This is a genomic window from Stutzerimonas stutzeri RCH2, from assembly GCF_000327065.1.
Classification (GTDB): domain Bacteria; phylum Pseudomonadota; class Gammaproteobacteria; order Pseudomonadales; family Pseudomonadaceae; genus Stutzerimonas; species Stutzerimonas stutzeri_AE.
The window spans coordinates 1218998-1239010 of the sequence record NC_019936.1; the positions used below are offsets into that span (position 1 = coordinate 1218998).

A 20013-nucleotide genomic window follows, 5' to 3' on the forward strand; every position below is an offset into this window, starting at 1 on the left:
TGCGAACCGGTGGATGATAATTTCTTTTCCTAGCCTGAAGGCAGGCCAGCATTGCGTTACTGGAGTGCCTTGCCAACCATACGCCCGACGCCTACGGCAACGAAGGCATTGGGACTTGGGGGCCACTATCCAAGCGCAATCCCTGGCATGCATCGCGCTGTGTTTCAATGGACTGATTAGAACAAGAGAACCGTTGCCATGTCCGTACGCTTCATTCCTGATGCGCTCAGCACAGAGGCCAACGCCGCGGAGCACCATGCATTGATTCCACGGCTGCCTCCGCTGCATGTCGGGAGGCCAAGACTGGTTCAGGCTTTGCTCGACACGGATTGCCGACTGCGCCTGATCTGCGCGCCGGCAGGGTTCGGTAAATCTGTGCTGATGAGCGAATGCGCCCGATTGGTGCCGCCCGGTACATGCTTGGTGTGGCTGGATCTAGGCGGCCGCATGTGCACGGTTCATGCGCTTTACGAGCAGTTGTGCACCGCGCTGGGTGAACCGGCTTGCAAAGAGACGGGTACCGAGAGCGACATGCTCACGTTGTTGCGAGGTGTCGGTCAGCCGTTGTGGATCATGCTCGATGATTATCCGCGCGATGATTGCCCCGAACTGGACGCCTGTCTCGACATGCTATTGGACATGGGGCCGGCACCAGTCAGCTGGTGGGTTTCCAGTCGTCGCCAGCCGGCGTGGAAGTTGCCACGGCTGTTGCTGCAAGGGCATCTGTTTGAACTGGAGGCCGAGGCGCTGGCATTCACCGCCGAAGAACTCGACCAGATACTCAGGGTGCATCGGCTTACATTATCGCCCGAGAGTTTTCAGCAGTTGCAGCGCGGCATGGAAGGGTGGCCTGCTGGCGTCTGCCTGATGTTGCTGAACGCTGATGAGCAGGCCTTGCGCGAACGGCTCGTTGCCGGAACCCCCCTGCTTCGTGATTATGTTCAGCGTGAAGTGATGGCTGGGCTGACTGACGAGGTGCGCCGTGCTTTGCTGGCATTGGCGCGAATGCCTCGTTTCTCTGCAGCGCTTTGCGATCATGTACTTGACGGCATCGGTCGCGAGATTGTCGATGTTCTCAAGACCCGTCAGTTGTTTATCCGGCAGATCGATAATTGTGGCGAGTGGTTTCGGTTGTGGAAGCCGCTCGCGCAGATGTTGCAGCGCTCCGGTGAAAACACCGTGCCGACTCAGGTACACCTGCGCGCCTGCCAGTGGTTCGCCAGTCGCGGCGAAATGCGCGAAGCGGTGGAGCACGCGCTGTGGGCGGGGCAGCCGGAAGTGGCAGCGAACTATCTGCAGCGTTACGGGCAGGAACAGCTGCTGATCGGGGACAACGTGTCCCGTTTCTTGAAATGGCGAAGCGAGCTGCCTCAGGACCTGTTTGCCAGTACTACGCGTCTGATCGTCTTGCAGGGCTGGGCGCTGATCATTTCGGCGCGTCTCGATGAAGTGGATGACTGTCTGGCTGAGCTGGCGAAGTTCTTCCCGCAGCCTGATGCGCGCCGGCAGGCGCAGCTGCTGGCGCAATGGCAGGCGCTTCGCGGCTTCCTTGCCCGGTTGCGGGGCGAGCCCGAGGCGCGGCAGAACTGCCTGCAGGCGCTTGAGGTGCTATCCGACCATGCGTGGGCACAACGTGTGTTGTGCTATCAGGTTCTGACGCAACAGGCGATGGCTGAGGGTGAGCTGGAGCTTGCTCAGCAGTACAACAGCGAAGGAATGAAGCTCGCGCGGCTAAAGGGCAGCGTGCTTTATGAAGTGATGCTCAGCGTCGATCGCATTCAGTTGCTGGAGTTGACTGGTGAGTTCGAGCGCGCGGTGGGGGTGCTGAATGAGGCGCTGCAGGCACTGCGCGAGTCCGTTCGGCATAGCCCACTTATTGGGCGGCTGCAGCTGCTGCAAGGGCATCTGCTGGCTTATCAAGGTCTGGATGAGCCGGCGCAGGAGGCCTATCAGCTCGGTAAGGCCGAGACTGAAACCTGCGGCGACTCCTATTGTTTCTTTGGCTACGTCGGGCTTGCCGAGCTTGCCGCACGTAACCATGAGTTCGCCTGTGCCTACCATTGGTTGCGTGATGCTGAGCGCCTGTCGCAATGGCGGCATGTGCCGGAGGCGCGCTTCCGCGGCATCCTGCCGCTGATAAATGGTGTGGCCTGGTTGCACCAGGGGGAGCTGCGCAAAGCGCGCAGCGCACTGTGTCAGGTACTGGAACTGTATGAGGGGCAGGGCTACCTGTCGCCGTCCGGCTTTTATGAGCTGCTACCAAGGGTCCGACGTTATCTCGCCGTGATCGATGTGCTTGATGGACAGCCAGCAAGAGCTATCGCCGCGCTCCGCGAACAGGTCGAACAGAATCTGCAGGCCCAGCGCCTGGGGCTGGCATGTGAGTGCCGTTTCAGCCTGGCGGAGGCGTTACACGCCGATGGCCAGGCGGTCGAGGCGGAGTTGGAAGTGCGTCTGGCGCTCGGCGAGGCTGCACGGCAGCATCTGGTAAAACCCTTGTATGAGCTGCACCACCGTCAGCCGCAATGGCTGGCAGCCATGCTTCCCGCGCTGAGGGGCGAGTCGCTACGGCAGCGGCTGCTGAGATACGAGCGCGAGCCTGAGGTGGTGTTGCCTGCGCCGGATGAAACGGTGCTGAGCAATCGCGAACTGACGGTCTTGCGCCTGATCGCTCAGGGCTGTTCGAACCAGGAGATTGCCGAGCAACTGTTCATATCTCTGCATACCGTGAAAACGCACGCGCGCAGGATCAACACTAAGCTCGGGGTGGCCCGTCGCACTCAGGCAGTGGCGAAGGCGAAGGCGCTTGCGTGGTTGTGAGCGACGCTTAACTGGCGGGAGCCATTTCTCGCTGCACCTGGCGTAAAACGGGCCAGGCACAGCGATGCGCTACTGGTCTTGCGACCGGCAGGCGAAAGTCGAGTTCTTGTTGTTGTTTTTTGATGGGCTTGGGGGTGAATGGCGGCAACCTGCAGGCAGTCAGGTCGATGGCATTACACAGGGGACGGGTGGAAACCTCCGCGCGCCATTCTCGGCATCTGGTCGCCGCGTTCGATGGCAAGGCTGACCTGCAGGCTGGTGATCAGGCGCTGCAGCTGTTGTTGGTCGCGCCACTGGTCGGCACTGATATAGCGTTTTACCGCAACGCCTTCTGCGCCGGTGAGGGTCAACAGAATGCTGCCATCCGGCTTCTCGATGCTGAAGTTGACGTTATAGCGGGGACGAAACACATCGCTGATCTTCTGAAATGGACTCGTCATTGCCTGATACCTGTTTGAGGGGTTGCCAGCAATGGACCCGACGAGACAGTGACAAGTTTCCCAAGCGCAACGTTCCAGGCTGCCCAGAAACGTCGCAGGTGATCTGCTATCTGCGCATCATGCCCGCGCAGTCAGTTCAGCGAGCGCTTCAGGACTGCTCTTGAAAGCCTTGGCGAACACCTCGCGGTGCCTGGCCATATAGATCCCGATATCTTCGGCCTGTTTTTCGCTGAGTGATGGGGAAGCTTGCTGCAGAGCGGCGGCCAGGGCTTCCGCCAGCTCCAGCATCTTGTCATGACGATCGGCTTCGGCTTTATCCATGAACAAGCGCTCCAGGTCCCGACTACTGCGGTACACCACTTCGACGGCCATTTACCACCTCGGTCATTGGCAGATTAATACTGTTTATTTGTACAGCATAAGCGGGCGGAGCGAAGATTGATAGTGGGCGATTTTATAAAGCCGAAGGATCAGTTCGTGAAATGTCCCTGCAAGCGTTCGGCGTGGAACTCCAGCGTGGCTGCACGATAGCCGCTACGCAGCAGCGGTAACGGCAGGCAGGATTCCCAGCTGGCTCCGGGCTGCAAGTCGCCGGGTCCCTGATATGTTGGAGCATCATAGGCGCGTCGGGCCAAATTAGTGCGTGAGCCGGGCGAGTAGGCCGCCACTTCCCACTGCAGGCTTTGCAGTTTCTTGCCGGTGTGGTTGTGCAGCCGCACATGCAGCGGCTGTGCCGCCGGGCAGCGTTGGGGATCGTGAATTAGTTGAAGCTCGATGCGGGCGAGTAGTTGCTCTTCCCTGTGTTCTTGCCAGAGCACCCAGCCTGCCACCAGCGCAAGGCCAAGTACGGCTCCCAGCGAAATGGGCACTGCTCTGAGCGGGTAGCGAATCAGCAATACCAGCCAAGTCAGAATGAGCAGGGCCCCAATCAGCATGGTCGGGTACCGCTGGACAGGTGGCTAAACAGCATGGCAGTCCTCCTTTGCGACGCAATCCATGCTACCCCGTGCGGGTGGCCTCTGCGCAACGATGCGGCAAGCATTTGTAGCAGGATGTCAGCCTTCCGTTTTGCCTCGACTGGCCAGGCGTTCCAGTGCGGCCCGCAACTTGGGATCCCGGATGCCATCGGCTGCGGTCTGGATGCTGTTGGCTGCACTGCTCGAAAGCGGTTGCGTGCGAGCCGGGGTATGTCTTGCGGGCGGTGGAGGTTGCACCTTGAACTGAATGCGGGTCAGCCCGGCAAACGCTTCGAGCACCTCGAGTTGGCGCTGCAGTCGCCTTTGCTGGTAGCGCAGCCGCGTGGCCCAATGGCCATCGGTGACAATCAGCAGCAGGCACCCTTCGCGCCAGGACGCCACGCGGCAATGCTCACGCGCCGCAGGCTGCAGCTGGCTTTCCAGCAGCTGTTGCAGGCGGTCGAGGCGAAGGGCTTCTCCGAACAGGGCTCGGAGCGGCTTCGCTTCACGCAGCAGAGTGGCCGGAGCTCGGGCCGGCGACGGGCGGAAGGCCATGATGGTCCGTAGAGCAGAGGCTGAAGGGGCCATGGTAGCAGAAGCCCATAGTTGACCCCGTCCTCGTTGGCGTTGCGCTGAGCTTTTTCAGGCTGAGAAAGCGCGTCTGCCAAAGCCGTTATGGTTGATCAAAGCAACCGGGTGGTCGCGTCCAGGCGCAGCTGCTGCGTCGCTGCGCTGCGCAGTCAGGCACCTTTCCTCAGTGTCGTTTCCGAGTAGAATGGCCCCTTTGCACGCAGCCGTGACCCCGCGGGCGTGCCTCCATCCCCAGCATGGAAGTCTTTGTCGATATGTTTGCGCCTTTATTGAAGAAACTCTTTGGAAGCAAGAATGAGCGTGAGGTCAAACGCATGCTCAAGGCGGTTCAGTCCGTCAATGCACTCGAAGAGCAGATGCTGTCGCTCTCCGACGAGCAACTGCGCAGCAAGACCGAAGAGTTCAAGGCCCGTCTCGAGAAAGGCGAAACCCTCGATCAGATCCTCCCCGAAGCATTCTCGGTCTGTCGTGAAGCCGGCAAGCGCGTGATGGGCATGCGTCACTTCGATGTGCAGCTCATTGGTGGCATGACCCTGCACGAAGGCCGTATCGCTGAGATGCGCACCGGTGAAGGCAAGACGCTGGTAGCTACCCTGGCGGTGTACCTCAACGCTCTGGCTGGCAAGGGTGTGCACGTGGTCACGGTCAACGACTACCTGGCCCGCCGCGACGCCAACTGGATGCGCCCGCTGTATGAATTCCTCGGCTTGTCGGTCGGTATCGTCACCCCGTTCCAGCCGCCGGAAGAGAAGCGCGCTGCCTACGCTGCCGACATCACCTACGGCACCAACAACGAGTTCGGCTTTGATTACCTGCGCGACAACATGGCGTTCAGCCTGCAGGAAAAGAACCAGCGTGAACTCAACTTCGCGGTCATCGACGAAGTCGACTCCATCCTGATCGACGAAGCGCGCACGCCGCTGATCATCTCCGGTCAGGCTGAGGACAGTTCCAAGCTGTACCAGCAGATCAATCAGCTCATTCCACGGCTTACCCAGCACATCGAGGAAGAAGAGGGCGTCGTTACTCAGGAAGGACATTTCTCCATCGACGAGAAGACCCGTCAGGTCGAGCTGAACGAGGCGGGCCATCAGTACATCGAAGAGTTGCTGACCCAGGCCGGTTTGCTGGCCGAGGGCGAGAGTCTCTATTCCGCGCACAACCTCGGTCTGCTGACTCATGTGTACGCTGGCCTGCGTGCGCACAAGCTGTTCCACCGCAACGTCGAATACATCGTGCAGAACAATCAGGTGCTGCTGATCGACGAACATACCGGTCGTACCATGCCGGGCCGTCGTCTTTCCGAAGGCCTGCACCAGGCCATCGAAGCAAAGGAAGGCCTGCAGATTCAGCCGGAGAGCCAGACCCTGGCCTCTACCACGTTCCAGAACTACTTCCGCCTGTACAAGAAACTCTCCGGCATGACGGGTACTGCGGACACCGAAGCGTTCGAGTTCCAGCAGATCTACAACCTGCCGGTGGTGGTCATTCCGACCAACCGCCCGCTGGCGCGCAAGGACTTCAACGACCTGGTCTATCTGACCCAGGAAGAGAAGTTTGCTGCGATCATTGCCGACATCAAGGAGTGCCGCGAGCAAGGGCGTCCGGTGCTGGTAGGTACGGCCACGATCGAGTCGTCCGAGTACGTGTCGCGCCTGCTGGAAAAGGAAGGTTTCGAGCACAAGGTGCTCAACGCCAAGCACCACGACAAGGAAGCCGAAATCATTGCCCAGGCGGGCCGTCCCGGTGCCGTGACCATCGCCACCAACATGGCCGGTCGTGGTACTGACATCCTGTTGGGCGGCAACTGGGAAGTGGAAGTCGCAGCCCTGGAAAACCCGACCGAAGAGCAGGTTGCGCAGATCAAGGCGGATTGGCAAAAGCGTCACCAGCAGGTGCTCGAAGCGGGCGGCCTGCACGTGATCGCCTCCGAGCGTCATGAATCCCGTCGTATCGACAACCAGTTGCGCGGTCGTGCCGGTCGTCAGGGCGATCCGGGTTCGAGCCGTTTCTATCTGTCGCTGGAAGACAGCCTGATGCGCATCTTCGCCTCCGACCGGGTGAAGAACTTCATGAAGGCGCTGGGCATGGAATCCGGCGAGGCCATCGAACACCGCATGGTTACCAATGCCATCGAAAAGGCACAGCGCAAGGTCGAAGGCCGCAACTTCGACATGCGCAAGCAGCTTCTCGAGTACGACGACGTGGCCAACGAGCAGCGCAAGGTGATCTATCACATGCGCAACAGCCTGCTGGCCGCCGATGAAATCGGCCAGACCATCGCCGAATTCCGCCAGGAAGCGCTGGATGCCGCGATCAGCGCGCACATCCCGCCGCAGTCGCTGCCGGAGCAGTGGGATATCCCGGGGCTGGAAGCGGTGCTCTACAGCGATTTCGGTACGCGTCTGCCGGTCCAGCAGTGGCTCGACGAGGACGAGAAGCTCTACGAAGAAACCCTGCGCGAGCGGATTCTCGAAGCGCTGCTGGCGGCCTACAACGAGAAGGAAGACCTGGCTGGCGTCGAGGCGCTGCGTTCCTTCGAGAAGCAGATCGTGCTGCGTGTGCTGGATGATCTGTGGAAAGACCACCTGTCGACCATGGATCACCTGCGTCACGGCATTCACCTGCGCGGCTACGCGCAGAAGAACCCGAAGCAGGAGTACAAGCGCGAGTCCTTTACGCTGTTCCAGGACCTCCTCGAATCGATCAAGCGTGACAGCATTCGCGTGCTGTCCCACGTTCAGGTGCGTCGCGAAGATCCGGCCGAAGAGGAAGCCCGTCTGCGCCGCGAAGCCGAAGAGCTGGCCAAACGCATGCAATTCCAGCACGCCGAGGTCTCCGCGCTGGATCAGCCGGAGGAGGAGCCCGAGGTCGAAGGTCAGGCCGACGTCGCCGCGACTCCGGTGCGCACCGAGCCAAAGATCGGCCGCAACGAGCCTTGCCCATGCGGATCGGGCAAGAAGTACAAGCATTGCCACGGGCAGGTTCAGTAAGTCCGACCTCGCCTGATGATTCCGCGCCGCGACCGGCTTCTGCCGCTCGCGGCGTTTTTGTCGCAATCTCTTTTCTCGGCCTGTTGGCCTTTTATTGTCTGAAGGAGCGCATCCATGGCTGTCGGTCTTGGTCCTTTACCCACGCTGCACCCGGTACCCGGTTTCGAACTCGGCATTGCTTCGGCGGGCATCAAGCGACCGGGCCGCAAGGATGTGGTGATCATGCGTTGTGCCGAGGGCTCGCGCGTCGCAGGGGTTACCACCACCAATGCCTTCTGCGCCGCCCCGGTCATCGTGACCCGCGAGCGCATGCACGGGCCGGTGCGTTACCTGCTGACCAACACCGGTAATGCCAATGCCGGAACCGGGCCGCAAGGTCTGGCTGATGCGCGGCATACCTGCGCGGCCCTTGCTGCCATTACCGGCGTCGACGAGACCGCCGTGCTGCCTTTCTCGACTGGGGTGATCGGCGAGCCGCTACCGGTACAGAAGATCGAAGCGGCGCTGCAGGCTGCACTCGATGATCTGTCGCCGGACCACTGGGCCGAGGCCGCGACCGGCATCATGACCACCGATACGCTGCCCAAGGGTGCCAGTCGGCAGTTCCAGCACGATGGCGTGACGGTGACTGTCACCGGCATCAGCAAGGGTGCGGGCATGATCCGCCCGAACATGGCGACCATGCTCGGTTACATCGCCACCGACGCCAAGGTTGCCGGCAGCGTGCTGCAGGATCTGGTACGCGATGCGGCGAACAAGTCGTTCAACCGCATCACCATCGACGGTGATACCTCCACCAACGATTGCTGCATGCTGATCGCCACCGGCCAGGCGGCGCTGCCGGAGATCACCGAAGCCACTGGAGAACTGTTCGCCAAGCTCAAGCAGGCGGTCCTGGAAGTGTTCATGGAGGTGGCGCAGGCCATCGTCCGCGACGGCGAAGGTGCGACCAAGTTCGTCACGGTGCAGGTCAACGGTGGTGGCACTCATCAGGAGTGCCTGGACGTCGCTTATGCCGTCGCGCATTCGCCGCTGATCAAGACTGCGCTGTTCGCCTCGGACCCGAACTGGGGCCGCATCCTCGCTGCCGTCGGCTACGCCGGCGTGTCGAACCTGGATGTGAGCAAGATCGACGTGTTCCTCGGCGAAGTCTGCATCGCCAGCCAGGGCGGGCGCTCGTCCAGCTATACAGAAGAGCAGGGCGCGGCGGTAATGGCTCGTGAGGAAATCACCATCCGTATCGAGCTCGGCCGTGGAGACTGCAGCGAGACCATCTGGACCACCGACCTGTCCCACGAGTACGTGAAGATCAACGCCGAGTACCGGACCTGATCGAATCCCGCCCTTAGCTATTCCCGTTGTGCATGGCCCCATGTGCAACGGGAATTGCCATTTGCGCCTGCCGCGCTTTAACGTCCGCTGACTCTTCCGATGGCAACTCGAGGTGCATCGCTCATGGCTCTGCAACTGGTAGTCGGCGACAAGAATTACTCATCCTGGTCGCTGCGCGCCGCCCTGGCAGTGGAACTGTCGGGCGCTGGGTGCGTACAGGTTCCGGTCTCGCTCTATCGGCCGGACAGCCGCGGCCAGCTGCTCGCTTACTCGCCGACTGGCAAGGTGCCGGTGCTGCTGACCGAGGACGGCCCGGTGTGGGATTCGCTGGCGATCGCCGAATACCTCGCCGAACAGTTCCCTGCGGCACAGCTATGGCCGCGCGAGCGGTATGCGCGCGCATTGGCGCGAAGTATCTGCGCGGAGATGCACAGCGGCTTTCAGGCGCTGCGCAGTCATCTGCCGATGGATATGGCGCGCGATCAGGCCCTGCCCGAACTTCCCGATGCAGTGCGGGCCGACATCGAGCGAATCTGCGCCATCTGGAGCGATTGCCGCGAGCGCTTTGGCCGGAGTGGTGATTATCTGTTCGGCCAGCCAGGCATTGCCGACGCCTTCTATGCGCCGGTGGCTTCGCGCCTGCGAAGTTATCGAGTGGCCTTGCCGGCTGTCGCAGCGAGTTACGTCGAGACGATCCATCGGTGGCCGGCTTTCCAGCGCTGGCATCAGAGTGCCCTGCAGGAAGTGCAAAAGTGAAACGAATCCATGTCGCTGCGGCCGTCATTCGCGGTGCTGACAGACGTGTACTGATCGCCAAGCGCCCGCTCGACAAGCACCAGGGCGGATTGTGGGAGTTTCCGGGCGGCAAGGTCGAGGCGGGCGAACATGTCGAGGTTGCGTTGGCGCGCGAGTTGCTCGAGGAGCTGGGAATCGTCGTTACCGCGGCGCAGCCGTTGATCCAGGTGCGCCACGATTATCCAGACAAGCAGGTGCTGCTCGATGTCTGGGAGGTGCACGCGTTTACCGGTGAACCCCACGGTGCGGAGGGTCAACCGCTGATGTGGGTGACCGCGGATCAGCTGACGGACTACAGCTTCCCGGCTGCGAATCAGCCGATCGTCGCTGCTGCGCGCTTGCCGCAGCGCTACCTGATTACCCCCGATGGGATTTCGAAACAGCAGCTGCGCGACGGACTGCGCAAGGCTTTGGATGACGGTGTTCGTCTGATCCAGTTGCGTGCGCCTTCGCTGTCCCATGATGAATATCTGGCACTGGCCCGCGAGGCGCAGACCTTGTGTGCGGGCAATGCTCAGCTGATGCTCAAAGGCCCATTGGAGTGGGCTGCAGATTTTCCCCAGGCGGGCTGGCATCTCACGGCCGAGCAATTGCGTCAGGCGGGTCAAGGGCGACTGGTGCCGGCCGGGCGGTGGCTGGCGGCGTCCTGCCATGATGCCGGCGAGCTGGAGTTGGCCGCGGCATTGGGGGTAGATTTCGTCACGTTGTCACCGGTGCAGGCTACAGCGAGTCATCCCGAAGCATCACCACTGGGATGGGAGCGTGTCACCGATTTGCTGTTAGGCTTCGATCGGCCGGCTTACCTGCTGGGCGGGCTGCAGGCCTCGGACATTTCCCGAGCGCGTGAGGCAGGCGCACAGGGCGTCGCGGCAATCCGAGCGTTCTGGCCGGATTGAACCGCAGGCATGAATTACAGGTCACTGCCGGTGCGGTGAGTAGCTGGCACCAGATATTTCATTGATAGCTAAAAGCAATCGGCTTCATTCCCTTAATCAATTATCGGTATGCTATCGGCTGGGCTATCTTAGGCCCCGTCAAGTTTTCTGAACCCCCTAAAGGAGTTAGCAGATGTCGCTGATCAACACTCAAGTTCAACCCTTCAAAGTCAATGCCTTCCACAACGGCAAGTTCATTGAAGTCACCGAAGAATCCCTGAAGGGCAAGTGGTCCGTGCTGATCTTCATGCCGGCTGCCTTCACCTTCAACTGCCCGACTGAAATCGAAGACGCTGCCAACAGCTACGCCGAATTCCAGAAGGCCGGTACCGAAGTTTACATCGTCACCACCGACACCCATTTCTCGCACAAGGTCTGGCACGAGACTTCCCCGGCCGTTGGCAAGGCGCAGTTCCCGCTGATTGGTGACCCGACTCACCAGCTGACCCGCGCTTTCGGTGTGCACATCGAAGAAGAAGGTCTGGCCCTGCGTGGCACCTTCCTGATCAACCCGGAAGGCGTGATCAAGACCGTCGAAATCCACTCCAACGAGATCGCTCGTGACGTGTCCGAGACCCTGCGTAAGCTGAAGGCTGCTCAGTACACTGCCGCTCACCCGGGTGAAGTCTGCCCGGCCAAGTGGAAAGAGGGTGAGAAGACCCTGGCTCCTTCGCTGGACCTGGTCGGCAAGATCTAAGGCTTCGCCTATCTGCCCTGCGTGCTGGAGAGGCTGTAACCGGCCTCTCCAACCCAACGCCTGGACGCGAACCGTCCGGGCGTTTTATTTCCTGAATTCCGTACGGGGTACCGCTGCTCATGTTGGACACCAATCTCAAGACCCAGTTGAAAGCCTACCTGGAGAAGGTCACCCAGCCCTTCGAGATCGTCGCGTCCCTCGATGACGGCGAGAAGTCCCGGGAAATGCTGAGCCTGTTGCAGGACATCGCCGGCCTCAGCGACAAGATCACCCTCAAGACCGACGGCGACGATGCGCGCAAGCCGTCGTTCTCGCTCAACCGCATCGGCGGCAACATCAGCCTGCGCTTCGCCGGCATCCCCATGGGCCACGAGTTCACCTCGCTGGTGCTGGCGCTGCTGCAGGTCGGCGGCCACCCGTCGAAGACCGCGCCGGAAGTGATCGAGCAGATCAAGACGCTGGAGGGCGACTACCGCTTCGAAACCTACTTCTCGCTGTCCTGCCAGAACTGCCCGGACGTGGTCCAGGCGCTGAACCTGATGGCCGTGCTCAACCCGAACATCCAGCACGTCGCCATAGACGGCGCACTGTTCCAGGATGAAGTCGAAGCGCGGCAGATCATGTCGGTGCCGAGCATCTACCTCAACGGCGAGCTGTTCACCCAGGGCCGCATGAGCGAGGAAGAGATCCTCGCCAAGCTCGATACCGGCTCCAGCGCCCGTGACGCCGAGAAGCTCAAGGCCAAGGACGCCTACGACGTGCTGGTCGTCGGTGGTGGCCCGGCAGGCGCCGCGGCGGCGATCTACGCCGCGCGCAAGGGCATCCGCACCGGCGTTGCGGCCGAGCGCTTCGGCGGTCAGGTGCTCGACACCATGGCGATCGAGAACTTCATCTCGGTGAAGGAAACCGAAGGCCCGAAACTGGCCCGCGCGCTGGAAGAGCACGTGCGCGAGTACGACGTCGACATCATCAACCTGCAGCGCGCCAGCCAGCTGATTCCGGCTGGCGACGACGGCCTGCACCGCGTGCAGTTCGAGAACGGCGGCGAGCTCAAGGCCAAGACCCTGATTCTCGCCACCGGCGCGCGCTGGCGCGAAATGAACGTGCCGGGCGAGCAGGAGTACCGCGGCCGTGGCGTCGCCTACTGCCCGCACTGCGACGGCCCGCTGTTCAAGGGCAAGCGCGTGGCGGTGATTGGCGGCGGCAACTCCGGCGTGGAAGCGGCCATCGACCTGGCCGGCATCGTCGCCCATGTGACGCTGCTGGAATTCGGCGAGGAGCTGCGCGCCGATGCCGTGCTGCAGCGTAAATTGTTCAGCCTGCCCAACGTCCGCGTGCTGAAGATGGCGCAGACCACCGAGGTCAAGGGCGACGGCCAGAAGGTCACCGGCCTGGTCTACAAGGATCGCAGCAGCGAAGAAGTACACAACGTCGAGCTGGAGGGCATCTTCGTGCAGATCGGCCTGCTGCCCAACAGCGAATGGCTCAAGGGCACCCTGGAGCTGTCGCGCTTCGGCGAGATCATCGTCGACGCCAAGGGCCAGACCAGCATTCCCGGCGTGTTCGCCGCCGGTGACGTGACCACGGTGCCGTACAAGCAGATCGTGATCGCCGTCGGTGAAGGCGCCAAGGCCTCGCTGAGCGCTTTCGATCACCTGATCCGCAGCTCCGCGCCGGCCTGATCGAGGCGCAAAAAGAAAGGGGAGCAGCCGCGAGGCTGCTCCCCTTTTTGCTTTTATGCGGTGGACTATCGCAACGGCTGGAAGGGGGCGTTCACCGGATCGGCGAGGATCATTGCGCATTGCTCGCGGTCTACCGATTACGCGCTACCGCTCAGGTGAACGCGAACGCCCACCACGACCTCCGGTCACAGGGCGTACATGTCGAGTAGTCCATGGAGCCATCCACAAAGATGATGAATGCGCAAACGCCGCAGAGTTCACGCAGGGTCGTGTTGACCTATCCCAATCGTCCACGCGAGCCGCAGCACGAAAAGATGGTCCACGCCGCATTGGCCGAACGCCTGGCAGCACTGTTGGGGCTCAGTTTCGGCGGCGAATACGACCCGGCGCGGCGCTATGACGCCCATCCCTACCTCGTCCCGTCGGGCACCGTAGTTGGGCTGCGTGAAGCGCAGGAGTTGGGCCTGAATGAGGAAGGTGATCTGTTTGGGGGCGTCGTGCCGCAGGCCTTCGTTGAAACCAAAGCGATCACCCACCCACTGGTGCGTCCGGATGCGGTTGCGCCGGTTGGCTGGTCACGGGATTTCAGCACTCAGGTGAAGGGCAGCGTTCTGGCCGGCTACAGCGCGTTCAGTCTGGAGGATGCACGCGACGCGGGGCGGCGCCTGTTGCATGAGGGCCCGGTGCGGATCAAACCGGTGCGTGCCACCGGAGGGCGCGGGCAGCAGCGCGTCGATGACAGTGATTCCCTGGACCAGGCTTTGTTCGCCCTCGACGAGCGGGAGCTGGCCCGGTATGGCGTAGTTCTGGAGGCCCATCTGGATCGTGTCACGACATTCAGCGTCGGTCAGGTACGGATCGGCGGCCGCTTGGCGAGCTATTACGGCACCCAGCGTCTGACCCAGGATAACGCGGGCAACGAGGTGTATGGCGGTTCCGATCTGGTGGTGGTCAATGGTGATTTTGAAGCACTGCTGGCGCTAGACCTGCCGGAAACCACGCGCCTGGCGGTCAGCCAGGCGCAGGTGTACGACGAGGCGGCATCGGCCTGCTACAGGCAGTTCTTCGCCTCCCGCCGCAACTACGACATCGCTCAGGGCATCGATGGGCGCGGTCAGCCACGTTCCGGCGTGCTCGAGCAGTCCTGGCGCATTGGCGGTGCCAGCAGTGCCGAGATCGCTGCGCTGGAAGCGTTCGCACGAGGGGCATCGGTGCGCGCCGTGAAGGCGTCTTCGCTCGAGCTTTACGGTGCGCAGCAGCAGGTCCCAGATGGCGCCCAGGTACTGTTTCGGGATGAAGATGCCGACGTCGGCTTTATCACCAAGTGCGTAATGGTGGAGGACTATGGCAACGCATAGCGAGATGGTGAACATTCTGGTGGGCGAGGAGCATATCGCAGGGACCTTTCTGTCCCCACCGGAAAAAATGCCAGGGGTGCTCTTCGTACACGGCTGGGGCGGCAGCCAGCAGCGAGATCTGAGCCGTGCCCGCGGTATTGCCGGGCTGGGTTGCGTCTGCCTGTCGTTCGACCTGCGCGGTCATGCGCAAACCCGTGCGCAGCAGGAAACGGTGACCCGCGAACAAAATCTTGATGATCTGCTGGCCGCCTATGATCTGCTCGCTCAGCATCCGCATATCGACCCATCGGCAATCGCCGTGGTGGGCACCAGCTACGGTGGCTATCTCGCGGCAATCCTCACCGAGCTGCGCCCGGTAAAGTGGCTGGCCCTGCGCGTGCCGGCGCTGTATCTCGATGATGAATGGCAAGTGCCCAAGCGCCAGCTCGACCGCGATGTGCTCAATCAGCTGCGCAACAGGCGTGTGCGTCCGGAGGAAAACCGTGCCTTGGCTGCCTGTGCGGCGTTTCGCGGCGACGTACTGATCGTCGAGTCCGAGCACGATACCTTCGTTCCCCACGAAACGATCATGAGTTATCGCGCCGCCTTCCACAGTACCCATTCGCTGACCCATCGCATCATCGACGGGGCCGACCATGCGTTGAGCAACGAGCGCTGCCAGGAGGGCTACACCTCGATTCTGGTGAACTGGGCGACCGAGATGATCGTTGGCGCGCGCCTCGACGAAAAATCGGCCATGGGCTTCAAGAACGTGGAAGAAGGCGAAGCGACGGGGTGAGTATGACGGCGGCCAGCTGGCCGGCCGCAGTCATTCGGGCGGCGTGGCCGGGGGCGTCGGGCCGACGAAACGGCTCCAGCGGCGGTCGAGCACCTGCTGCTTGAGCACTTCGATCACGTCGACCAGCAGCTCTTCGAGCGCCAGATCGGTGTGCTCGTCCTGATACACCCAGGCATCGAAGAATTCGTCTGCCAAGCTGCCGGCCAGTGCCTGGAACTGCGGGCCTCGCATACCCTCCACGGCGCCTTGCAGCAGCCTTGCGGCGATGTCGCTGAGGGCATCGTCGAGCGTGCTGGCCAGGCGATTGCCCAGGGGCAGCCGGCGCAGACTGTGCAGTTCCGGGTTGTCCTGCAGCGCCTGATGGATCAGCTGGCTGACGTAGCCTTCGATGGCGCCGCGATTGTCGCGGTAGCCGGTTTCCAGCATGGCCTGCAGGCGCCGCGAAATATCGTTCAGCACACGTTGCTTGCGCGGGCGGACCACCTCCTGCAACAGCCGGCGCGAGAGGTCGTCACTGGCGCCGATTTCCTGCTGCAGGCGACCGAACAGACGCACCATCACCCGGTCCGAAAGCTCCTCGATCAGCATGTAATAGTAGCGGCTGAACGCGCCGTAGACGGCCCAACCACGCATGTCGATCAGGCCCAGACGCTGCAGTCGGATCAGCAATGCCCCGACGCGCAGCACGCGCAACCAGCGTAATCCGGCCAGAGGGATGCAGCCGATTACGTCGTACCAGTGAGCGAAGGGGTAGTAGTACCAGCGCGCATAGCGGCGTTCGAAAAGCGCGACGGTCCAGCCGAGCAACACGTCGAGCACGAAGATCGCCACGAAGCCGAGATCGATGTACTGGAAGTTGGCGTGGATGGTCTGCTGGTAGCTCTCATGCAGCCGCGGCGCGAGGCTCGCCAGTGTCGTATTGATCGGTTGCAGCGCGAATAGGCTGTCGAACAGGATCAGCGCAAGGTTCACGCATACCAGCAGGACGATGAACGCTTCCCAGATGGCATGCAGCCCATCACGCCGCCGCGCCTGTTGCGCGACGCTCTGCTCAGCCATTCGCCTGTGGCTTCGCGGCGGCCGGCTGCCAGAGGATTTCTCCACAACCCTGGCGGCGGGCGATCAGACGTGCAGCGACAAACAGCGCATCGGAAAGGCGGTTCAGATAGGCGAGCAACACCGGGCGCACGGCTTCGCTGGCGTTCAGCAGCTGGCAGCGGCGTTCGGCCGTACGGGTCATGCTGCGGCAGAGGTGCGCGAGGGCGATCAGCCGGGAACCGCCGGGCAGAATGAATTCCTTCAGCGGGCCGAGTTCCGCGTTCCAGCGATCGATGGCCTGCTCCAGGCGTTCGATCTCGCTTTCCTGCAGGGCCTGGTAGTCGGGCATCGCCAGTTCGCCGCCAAGATCGAACAGGCGGTGCTGGCAGGGGGCGAGGACACTGATCAGCTCGTCGAGGGCTGGCCATTGCACCTGTGCCTCCGCCAGTTCGGCCAGTAGCAGCCCCAATTGGCTGTTCAGCGTGTCGACCTCGCCCATGGCTTCCACGCGTGGATGGTCCTTGGGCACGCGGCGGCCGTCGCCGAGCCCGGTTTCGCCAGCGTCCCCGGTGCGGGTGTAGATTTTCGACAGTCGATTGCCCATGCGTTATTAATCCCTTGGTTCAGGTCGCGGCTGGCTCGGCAGGCGAGTTCAGCGGCAGGCGCAGGGTAAAGGTGGTGCCGTGGCCGGGTTGGCACTGCACCTCCATCTGGCCCTGATGATTGTTGGTGATGATGAAATACGAAACGGAAAGACCCAGTCCGGTTCCCTGACCGACTTCCTTGGTGGTGAAGAACGGCTCGAAGATGCGCTTGCGCACATTCTCCGGAATACCGCCGCCGTTGTCCTCCACCTGGATTTCCGCCCAGGGCGGGTTCAGGCGGGTGCGCAGGATGATCTGTCCGGGCTCGCCGACCTGGTGCGCATGGATGGCCTGGGCCGCGTTCTTCAGCAGATTGAGCAGCACCTGTTCCAGCTCGTTGCCGATGCAGGGCACCCGGTCCACCCGCGGGTCGAAATCCCGGACGATGTCGATGGCCTTGAAGTCGAAGCCTTCCATCAGCGCGAAGTCGTTGCCAGCTATTTCCAGTGCCTGATCGATCAGCACCGGCAGGTGGCAGTCGGCCAATTGGCGGTTGCTCATGCGGCTGAAGCTGAGCATGTGGCTGACGATTTTCGCCGCGCGCGAGCCCGCCTGCTGGATGCCATCGAGCAGCTGCGGTACCTCGCGGCGCTGCAGGTACTGGTTGACCGCCTCCAGGCGCACGCCGGTTTCCTCTGCGGCCTCCCGATTGCGTTCCAATTCTGGCGACAACCGCCGGCGAATGTTCTGCGCGTTGTGCAGGATGGCACCGAGGGGATTGTTGATTTCGTGGGCCATGCCGGCCGCCAGGCTGCCGACCGAGAGCATCTTCTCCGACTGCACCATCATTTCTTCCATATTGATGCGCTGGGTAATGTCGTCGATGCGGATCACCACGCCACGGCCGCCAGCGCCGGTCAGTGGATAGCAGGTGAGCGCGTAGTGGTGCGGCTCGTCGTTGCGCAACCAGGTCACCCGTTCGATCTTCGCCACCACGTGCTGCTCCGAAGTACGGCGAATCTGCGCAAGAAAGGGCTTGAGCGGCTCGAATGCGACGAATACCGGCTGATTGAGCGCGTCATCCAGCGGCGTTCCGGAGAGCGCGCTGGCTTCCTGGTTCCACTGTGTGACGTAGAGCTGCTCGTCGAGGGCGATCAGCGCCGAGGGCATCGAGTCGATGATGCTGTTGAGGTACTTCTGGAAACCGGTGAGCTTCTGCTCGATTTTGCTGCGCACCTGGACTTCCAGCTCCAGTTTGCGGTTGGAATGACGTGTCTCCTCGGCCAGGCCCTGGGCATGGTCGAACGCCTCCTGGGCGTCGTCGCGGGCGCGCTTGAGCTGCTGCTCGCGGGCTTCCATGCGCGACAGCATGGTGTTGAAGGCATCGGCCAGCCTGCCGATCTCGTCCTGATTGCCGGGCTTGGCGCGCAGCGAGTAATCCTCCTCGCGGGTAACCTGGCGCGACAGCGCTTCCAGATCGCGGATCGGACGGGTGATGAGCTGGCGAATCTGCCTGGCGACCAACAACCAGAGCAACAGGCTGGCCACGAGGATCGCCAGGCTCGCCGTCAGGGTGCCGGTGTAGAAGGCCCCTGGCAGCTCGCTGCTGGCCACCATCAGCAGGTGACCGGCGCTGCCGTCCGGTTGCGGCAGCCTGACCAGCAGATTGGCGCGGATCTCGCCAGCGCGCCATTGGGCGACCGCACCGAGCTGTTCCGGCAAGCGCAGCCGTTCACCTTGCTGCAGTTGTGCGAGGCTGTTGCCGTGCCCGTCGTAGATCACCGCGGCGCGCAACGGCGCATAGCCTTCCAGGCGTTTGAGCAATGCGTTGGCTGCTTCCGGTGAGGACAGCGCACGGGTACTCAGCTCTTCGGTGGCGAACAGTTCGCCGAGGGTGTGCATGGCTTGCGGAGCCACGCTCTGTCGCGAAATCCAGTAAGCCGCACTGATGAAGGTGAGATTGGAGATCAGCAGAACGGCGGCGAGCAGGACGAGGAGGGCGAGCAGCAGTTTGCGGCCGACTGGGAGGTTTTCGAGGCGCTGACGCAGGATCATTGGCGGGCACGGCGTAGCAGAGGGTTTCTGCAGGGTAGCCGTGGCTCAGTCGGTGGGCAATCCGCGCTGGCTCAGGTGTTCGCGCAAACGCTGATGCAGCGCGTGCAGCCGCGGTACCGCCAGGCCGAGGGAGTCCGCGCTGCGGCAGGCATGACCGAGCAGGTAGGCGATTTCCGTGCGTCGGCCGAGTCGCACGTCCTGATACATGGACGAGTAGTTGGCAGCCGTCGCTTCGATCACCCGCAGGACCTCCCGCTGCAGATCCTCGGCGGCGGGTGCCTGTCCGCAGGCGCTGAGCAGTTCGATCAGTTCTTCGCAGATTTCGCTCAGCTGTTCGCGATATTGCAGCAGCTCACCATTGCGACAATCGTAAAGCACGGTCAGCGGATTGATGGCGCAGTTCAATGCCAGCTTGCGCCACAGTCGCGCGAGGATGTCGCTGCTCCAGTTGTACGGAATTCCAGCACGGTCCAGCTCTTCCAGCCAGACGGGGGCGTTGCCGCCATTCGGATCGCCCAGCCAGTTCTGCCCGTGACCGGCGAATACCACATGCATCGGACCGTCGCGATACGCCCCTTCGGTACTCGAAACGAAGATGCAGCGCGCCTGCGGCCAACGTGCTGCAATCGCCTGCTGGCTGCCGAGGCCGTTCTGCAGCAGAAGCATTTCGCAGTCCGGGGCGAGGCGAGGCGCCAGCTTGGCGATCGCCGCTTCGGCATCGTAGGCCTTGCAGGCGACCAGCAGGCGCTGGATCGGTGTGGTCGCATCGGGCAGCTCCGCCGGGATCGCATGCAGGCTGGAGTGGCCTGCTTCGCTTAGCGTGAGCCCGCCGGCGCGCTGGTAATCAGCGAGGCGTTGTGCCGAGCGCAGGATGATTCGCACCGGCATGCCTGCCCTGTGCAGGCGGGTCGCCCACAGGCTGCCGAGGGCGCCAGCACCAAGGACATGCCAGCTCATCG

At 62.3% G+C, this 20013-nt stretch carries 17 protein-coding genes; 9 read left to right on the plus strand and 8 right to left on the minus strand.

Translation table 11 applies throughout. The features are described 5' to 3' along the window. Nucleotides 1-198: 198 nt before the first annotated feature. Nucleotides 199-2820 (plus strand): LuxR C-terminal-related transcriptional regulator, encoded by a 2622-nt coding sequence (locus tag PSEST_RS05470; protein WP_015276010.1) that lies wholly within the window; start codon nucleotides 199-201, stop codon nucleotides 2818-2820. A gap of 173 nt (nucleotides 2821-2993) precedes the next feature. Here PSEST_RS05470 and PSEST_RS05475 read toward each other — a convergent pair whose 3' ends face one another. The 4 genes from PSEST_RS05475 to PSEST_RS05490 all read right to left on the minus strand — a co-directional run bounded on the left by PSEST_RS05475 (nucleotide 2994) and on the right by PSEST_RS05490 (nucleotide 4771). Next, nucleotides 2994-3260 carry a DUF3509 domain-containing protein gene (locus tag PSEST_RS05475; protein WP_015276011.1) on the minus strand — a complete coding sequence of 89 codons (267 nt, stop codon included), beginning with the start codon at nucleotides 3258-3260 and terminating at the stop codon, nucleotides 2994-2996. Nucleotides 3261-3377: 117 nt separating this feature from the next. Further along, nucleotides 3378-3632: a YebG family protein gene (locus tag PSEST_RS05480; RefSeq protein ID WP_015276012.1), complete on the minus strand. Its 255-nt coding sequence runs from the start codon at nucleotides 3630-3632 to the stop codon at nucleotides 3378-3380. A gap of 98 nt (nucleotides 3633-3730) precedes the next feature. Continuing rightward, nucleotides 3731-4195, minus strand: a complete 465-nt coding sequence (locus PSEST_RS05485) for a hypothetical protein (protein WP_015276013.1) — start codon at nucleotides 4193-4195, stop codon at nucleotides 3731-3733. 120 nt (nucleotides 4196-4315) lie between these two features. Further along, nucleotides 4316-4771 carry a DciA family protein gene (locus PSEST_RS05490; protein ID WP_015276014.1) on the minus strand — a complete coding sequence of 152 codons (456 nt, stop codon included), beginning with the start codon at nucleotides 4769-4771 and terminating at the stop codon, nucleotides 4316-4318. Nucleotides 4772-5061: 290 nt separating this feature from the next. Here PSEST_RS05490 and secA point away from each other — a divergent pair, with 290 nt between their 5' ends. The 8 genes from secA to PSEST_RS05530 all read left to right on the plus strand — a co-directional run bounded on the left by secA (nucleotide 5062) and on the right by PSEST_RS05530 (nucleotide 15377). Continuing rightward, entirely contained in the window at nucleotides 5062-7800 is a 2739-nt protein-coding gene (gene secA / locus PSEST_RS05495; protein ID WP_041756495.1) for a preprotein translocase subunit SecA, read from the plus strand. Between the two features lie 114 nt (nucleotides 7801-7914). Further along, on the plus strand, nucleotides 7915-9132 hold the full coding sequence (gene argJ / locus PSEST_RS05500) for a bifunctional glutamate N-acetyltransferase/amino-acid acetyltransferase ArgJ (protein WP_015276016.1): 1218 nt from the start codon (nucleotides 7915-7917) through the stop codon (nucleotides 9130-9132). A gap of 123 nt (nucleotides 9133-9255) precedes the next feature. After that, entirely contained in the window at nucleotides 9256-9888 is a 633-nt protein-coding gene (locus PSEST_RS05505) for a glutathione S-transferase family protein (protein ID WP_015276017.1), read from the plus strand. Beyond that, nucleotides 9885-10823, plus strand: a complete 939-nt coding sequence (locus tag PSEST_RS05510) for a Nudix family hydrolase (RefSeq protein WP_015276018.1) — start codon at nucleotides 9885-9887, stop codon at nucleotides 10821-10823. Before PSEST_RS05505 ends, PSEST_RS05510 begins: the two co-directional genes overlap by 4 nt. A gap of 172 nt (nucleotides 10824-10995) precedes the next feature. Continuing rightward, nucleotides 10996-11559, plus strand: coding sequence for an alkyl hydroperoxide reductase subunit C (gene ahpC, locus PSEST_RS05515; RefSeq protein WP_003284760.1), 564 nt, complete (start codon nucleotides 10996-10998; stop codon nucleotides 11557-11559). A gap of 119 nt (nucleotides 11560-11678) precedes the next feature. After that, nucleotides 11679-13241, plus strand: a complete 1563-nt coding sequence (ahpF, locus tag PSEST_RS05520) for an alkyl hydroperoxide reductase subunit F (protein ID WP_015276019.1) — start codon at nucleotides 11679-11681, stop codon at nucleotides 13239-13241. 230 nt (nucleotides 13242-13471) lie between these two features. Continuing rightward, nucleotides 13472-14599, plus strand: a complete 1128-nt coding sequence (locus PSEST_RS05525; RefSeq protein ID WP_041756497.1) for a DUF3182 family protein — start codon at nucleotides 13472-13474, stop codon at nucleotides 14597-14599. Then, nucleotides 14586-15377 carry an alpha/beta hydrolase family protein gene (locus PSEST_RS05530; protein WP_015276021.1) on the plus strand — a complete coding sequence of 264 codons (792 nt, stop codon included), beginning with the start codon at nucleotides 14586-14588 and terminating at the stop codon, nucleotides 15375-15377. The genes PSEST_RS05525 and PSEST_RS05530 overlap by 14 nt, the downstream gene beginning before the upstream one ends. Nucleotides 15378-15407: 30 nt before the next feature. Here the strand turns inward: PSEST_RS05530 and PSEST_RS05535 are convergent, their stop codons facing one another. From PSEST_RS05535 to PSEST_RS05550, 4 genes are read right to left on the minus strand one after another with little or no spacing between them, the layout of a single operon-like run. Then, entirely contained in the window at nucleotides 15408-16436 is a 1029-nt protein-coding gene (locus tag PSEST_RS05535) for an ion transporter (RefSeq protein ID WP_015276022.1), read from the minus strand. Continuing rightward, on the minus strand, nucleotides 16429-17019 hold the full coding sequence (locus PSEST_RS05540) for a cob(I)yrinic acid a,c-diamide adenosyltransferase (RefSeq protein WP_015276023.1): 591 nt from the start codon (nucleotides 17017-17019) through the stop codon (nucleotides 16429-16431). Before PSEST_RS05540 ends, PSEST_RS05535 begins: the two co-directional genes overlap by 8 nt. A gap of 19 nt (nucleotides 17020-17038) precedes the next feature. Further along, on the minus strand, nucleotides 17039-19054 hold the full coding sequence (locus PSEST_RS05545) for a sensor histidine kinase (protein ID WP_015276024.1): 2016 nt from the start codon (nucleotides 19052-19054) through the stop codon (nucleotides 17039-17041). Nucleotides 19055-19099: 45 nt separating this feature from the next. Beyond that, a complete protein-coding gene (locus PSEST_RS05550) occupies nucleotides 19100-20011 on the minus strand; it encodes a putative 2-dehydropantoate 2-reductase (RefSeq protein ID WP_015276025.1) in 912 nt (303 codons plus the stop codon). Nucleotides 20012-20013 lie beyond the last annotated feature (2 nt).

Bases quoted from the DNA above. Each gene is read 5' to 3' on its own strand.
- PSEST_RS05490 (WP_015276014.1), bottom strand. From the start codon at position 4,771: ATGGCCTTCCGCCCGTCGCCGGCCCGAGCTCCGGCCACTCTGCTGCGT.
- PSEST_RS05475 (WP_015276011.1), bottom strand. From the start codon at position 3,260: ATGACGAGTCCATTTCAGAAGATCAGCGATGTGTTTCGTCCCCGCTAT.
- PSEST_RS05485 (WP_015276013.1), bottom strand. From the start codon at position 4,195: ATGCTGATTGGGGCCCTGCTCATTCTGACTTGGCTGGTATTGCTGATT.
- PSEST_RS05480 (WP_015276012.1), bottom strand. From the start codon at position 3,632: ATGGCCGTCGAAGTGGTGTACCGCAGTAGTCGGGACCTGGAGCGCTTG.
- argJ (WP_015276016.1), top strand. From the start codon at position 7,915: ATGGCTGTCGGTCTTGGTCCTTTACCCACGCTGCACCCGGTACCCGGT.
- PSEST_RS05530 (WP_015276021.1), top strand. From the start codon at position 14,586: ATGGCAACGCATAGCGAGATGGTGAACATTCTGGTGGGCGAGGAGCAT.
- PSEST_RS05540 (WP_015276023.1), bottom strand. From the start codon at position 17,019: ATGGGCAATCGACTGTCGAAAATCTACACCCGCACCGGGGACGCTGGC.
- secA (WP_041756495.1), top strand. From the start codon at position 5,062: ATGTTTGCGCCTTTATTGAAGAAACTCTTTGGAAGCAAGAATGAGCGT.
- PSEST_RS05505 (WP_015276017.1), top strand. From the start codon at position 9,256: ATGGCTCTGCAACTGGTAGTCGGCGACAAGAATTACTCATCCTGGTCG.
- PSEST_RS05525 (WP_041756497.1), top strand. From the start codon at position 13,472: ATGATGAATGCGCAAACGCCGCAGAGTTCACGCAGGGTCGTGTTGACC.
- PSEST_RS05470 (WP_015276010.1), top strand. From the start codon at position 199: ATGTCCGTACGCTTCATTCCTGATGCGCTCAGCACAGAGGCCAACGCC.
- PSEST_RS05550 (WP_015276025.1), bottom strand. From the start codon at position 20,011: ATGAGCTGGCATGTCCTTGGTGCTGGCGCCCTCGGCAGCCTGTGGGCG.
- PSEST_RS05545 (WP_015276024.1), bottom strand. From the start codon at position 19,054: ATGATCCTGCGTCAGCGCCTCGAAAACCTCCCAGTCGGCCGCAAACTG.
- ahpC (WP_003284760.1), top strand. From the start codon at position 10,996: ATGTCGCTGATCAACACTCAAGTTCAACCCTTCAAAGTCAATGCCTTC.
- ahpF (WP_015276019.1), top strand. From the start codon at position 11,679: ATGTTGGACACCAATCTCAAGACCCAGTTGAAAGCCTACCTGGAGAAG.
- PSEST_RS05535 (WP_015276022.1), bottom strand. From the start codon at position 16,436: ATGGCTGAGCAGAGCGTCGCGCAACAGGCGCGGCGGCGTGATGGGCTG.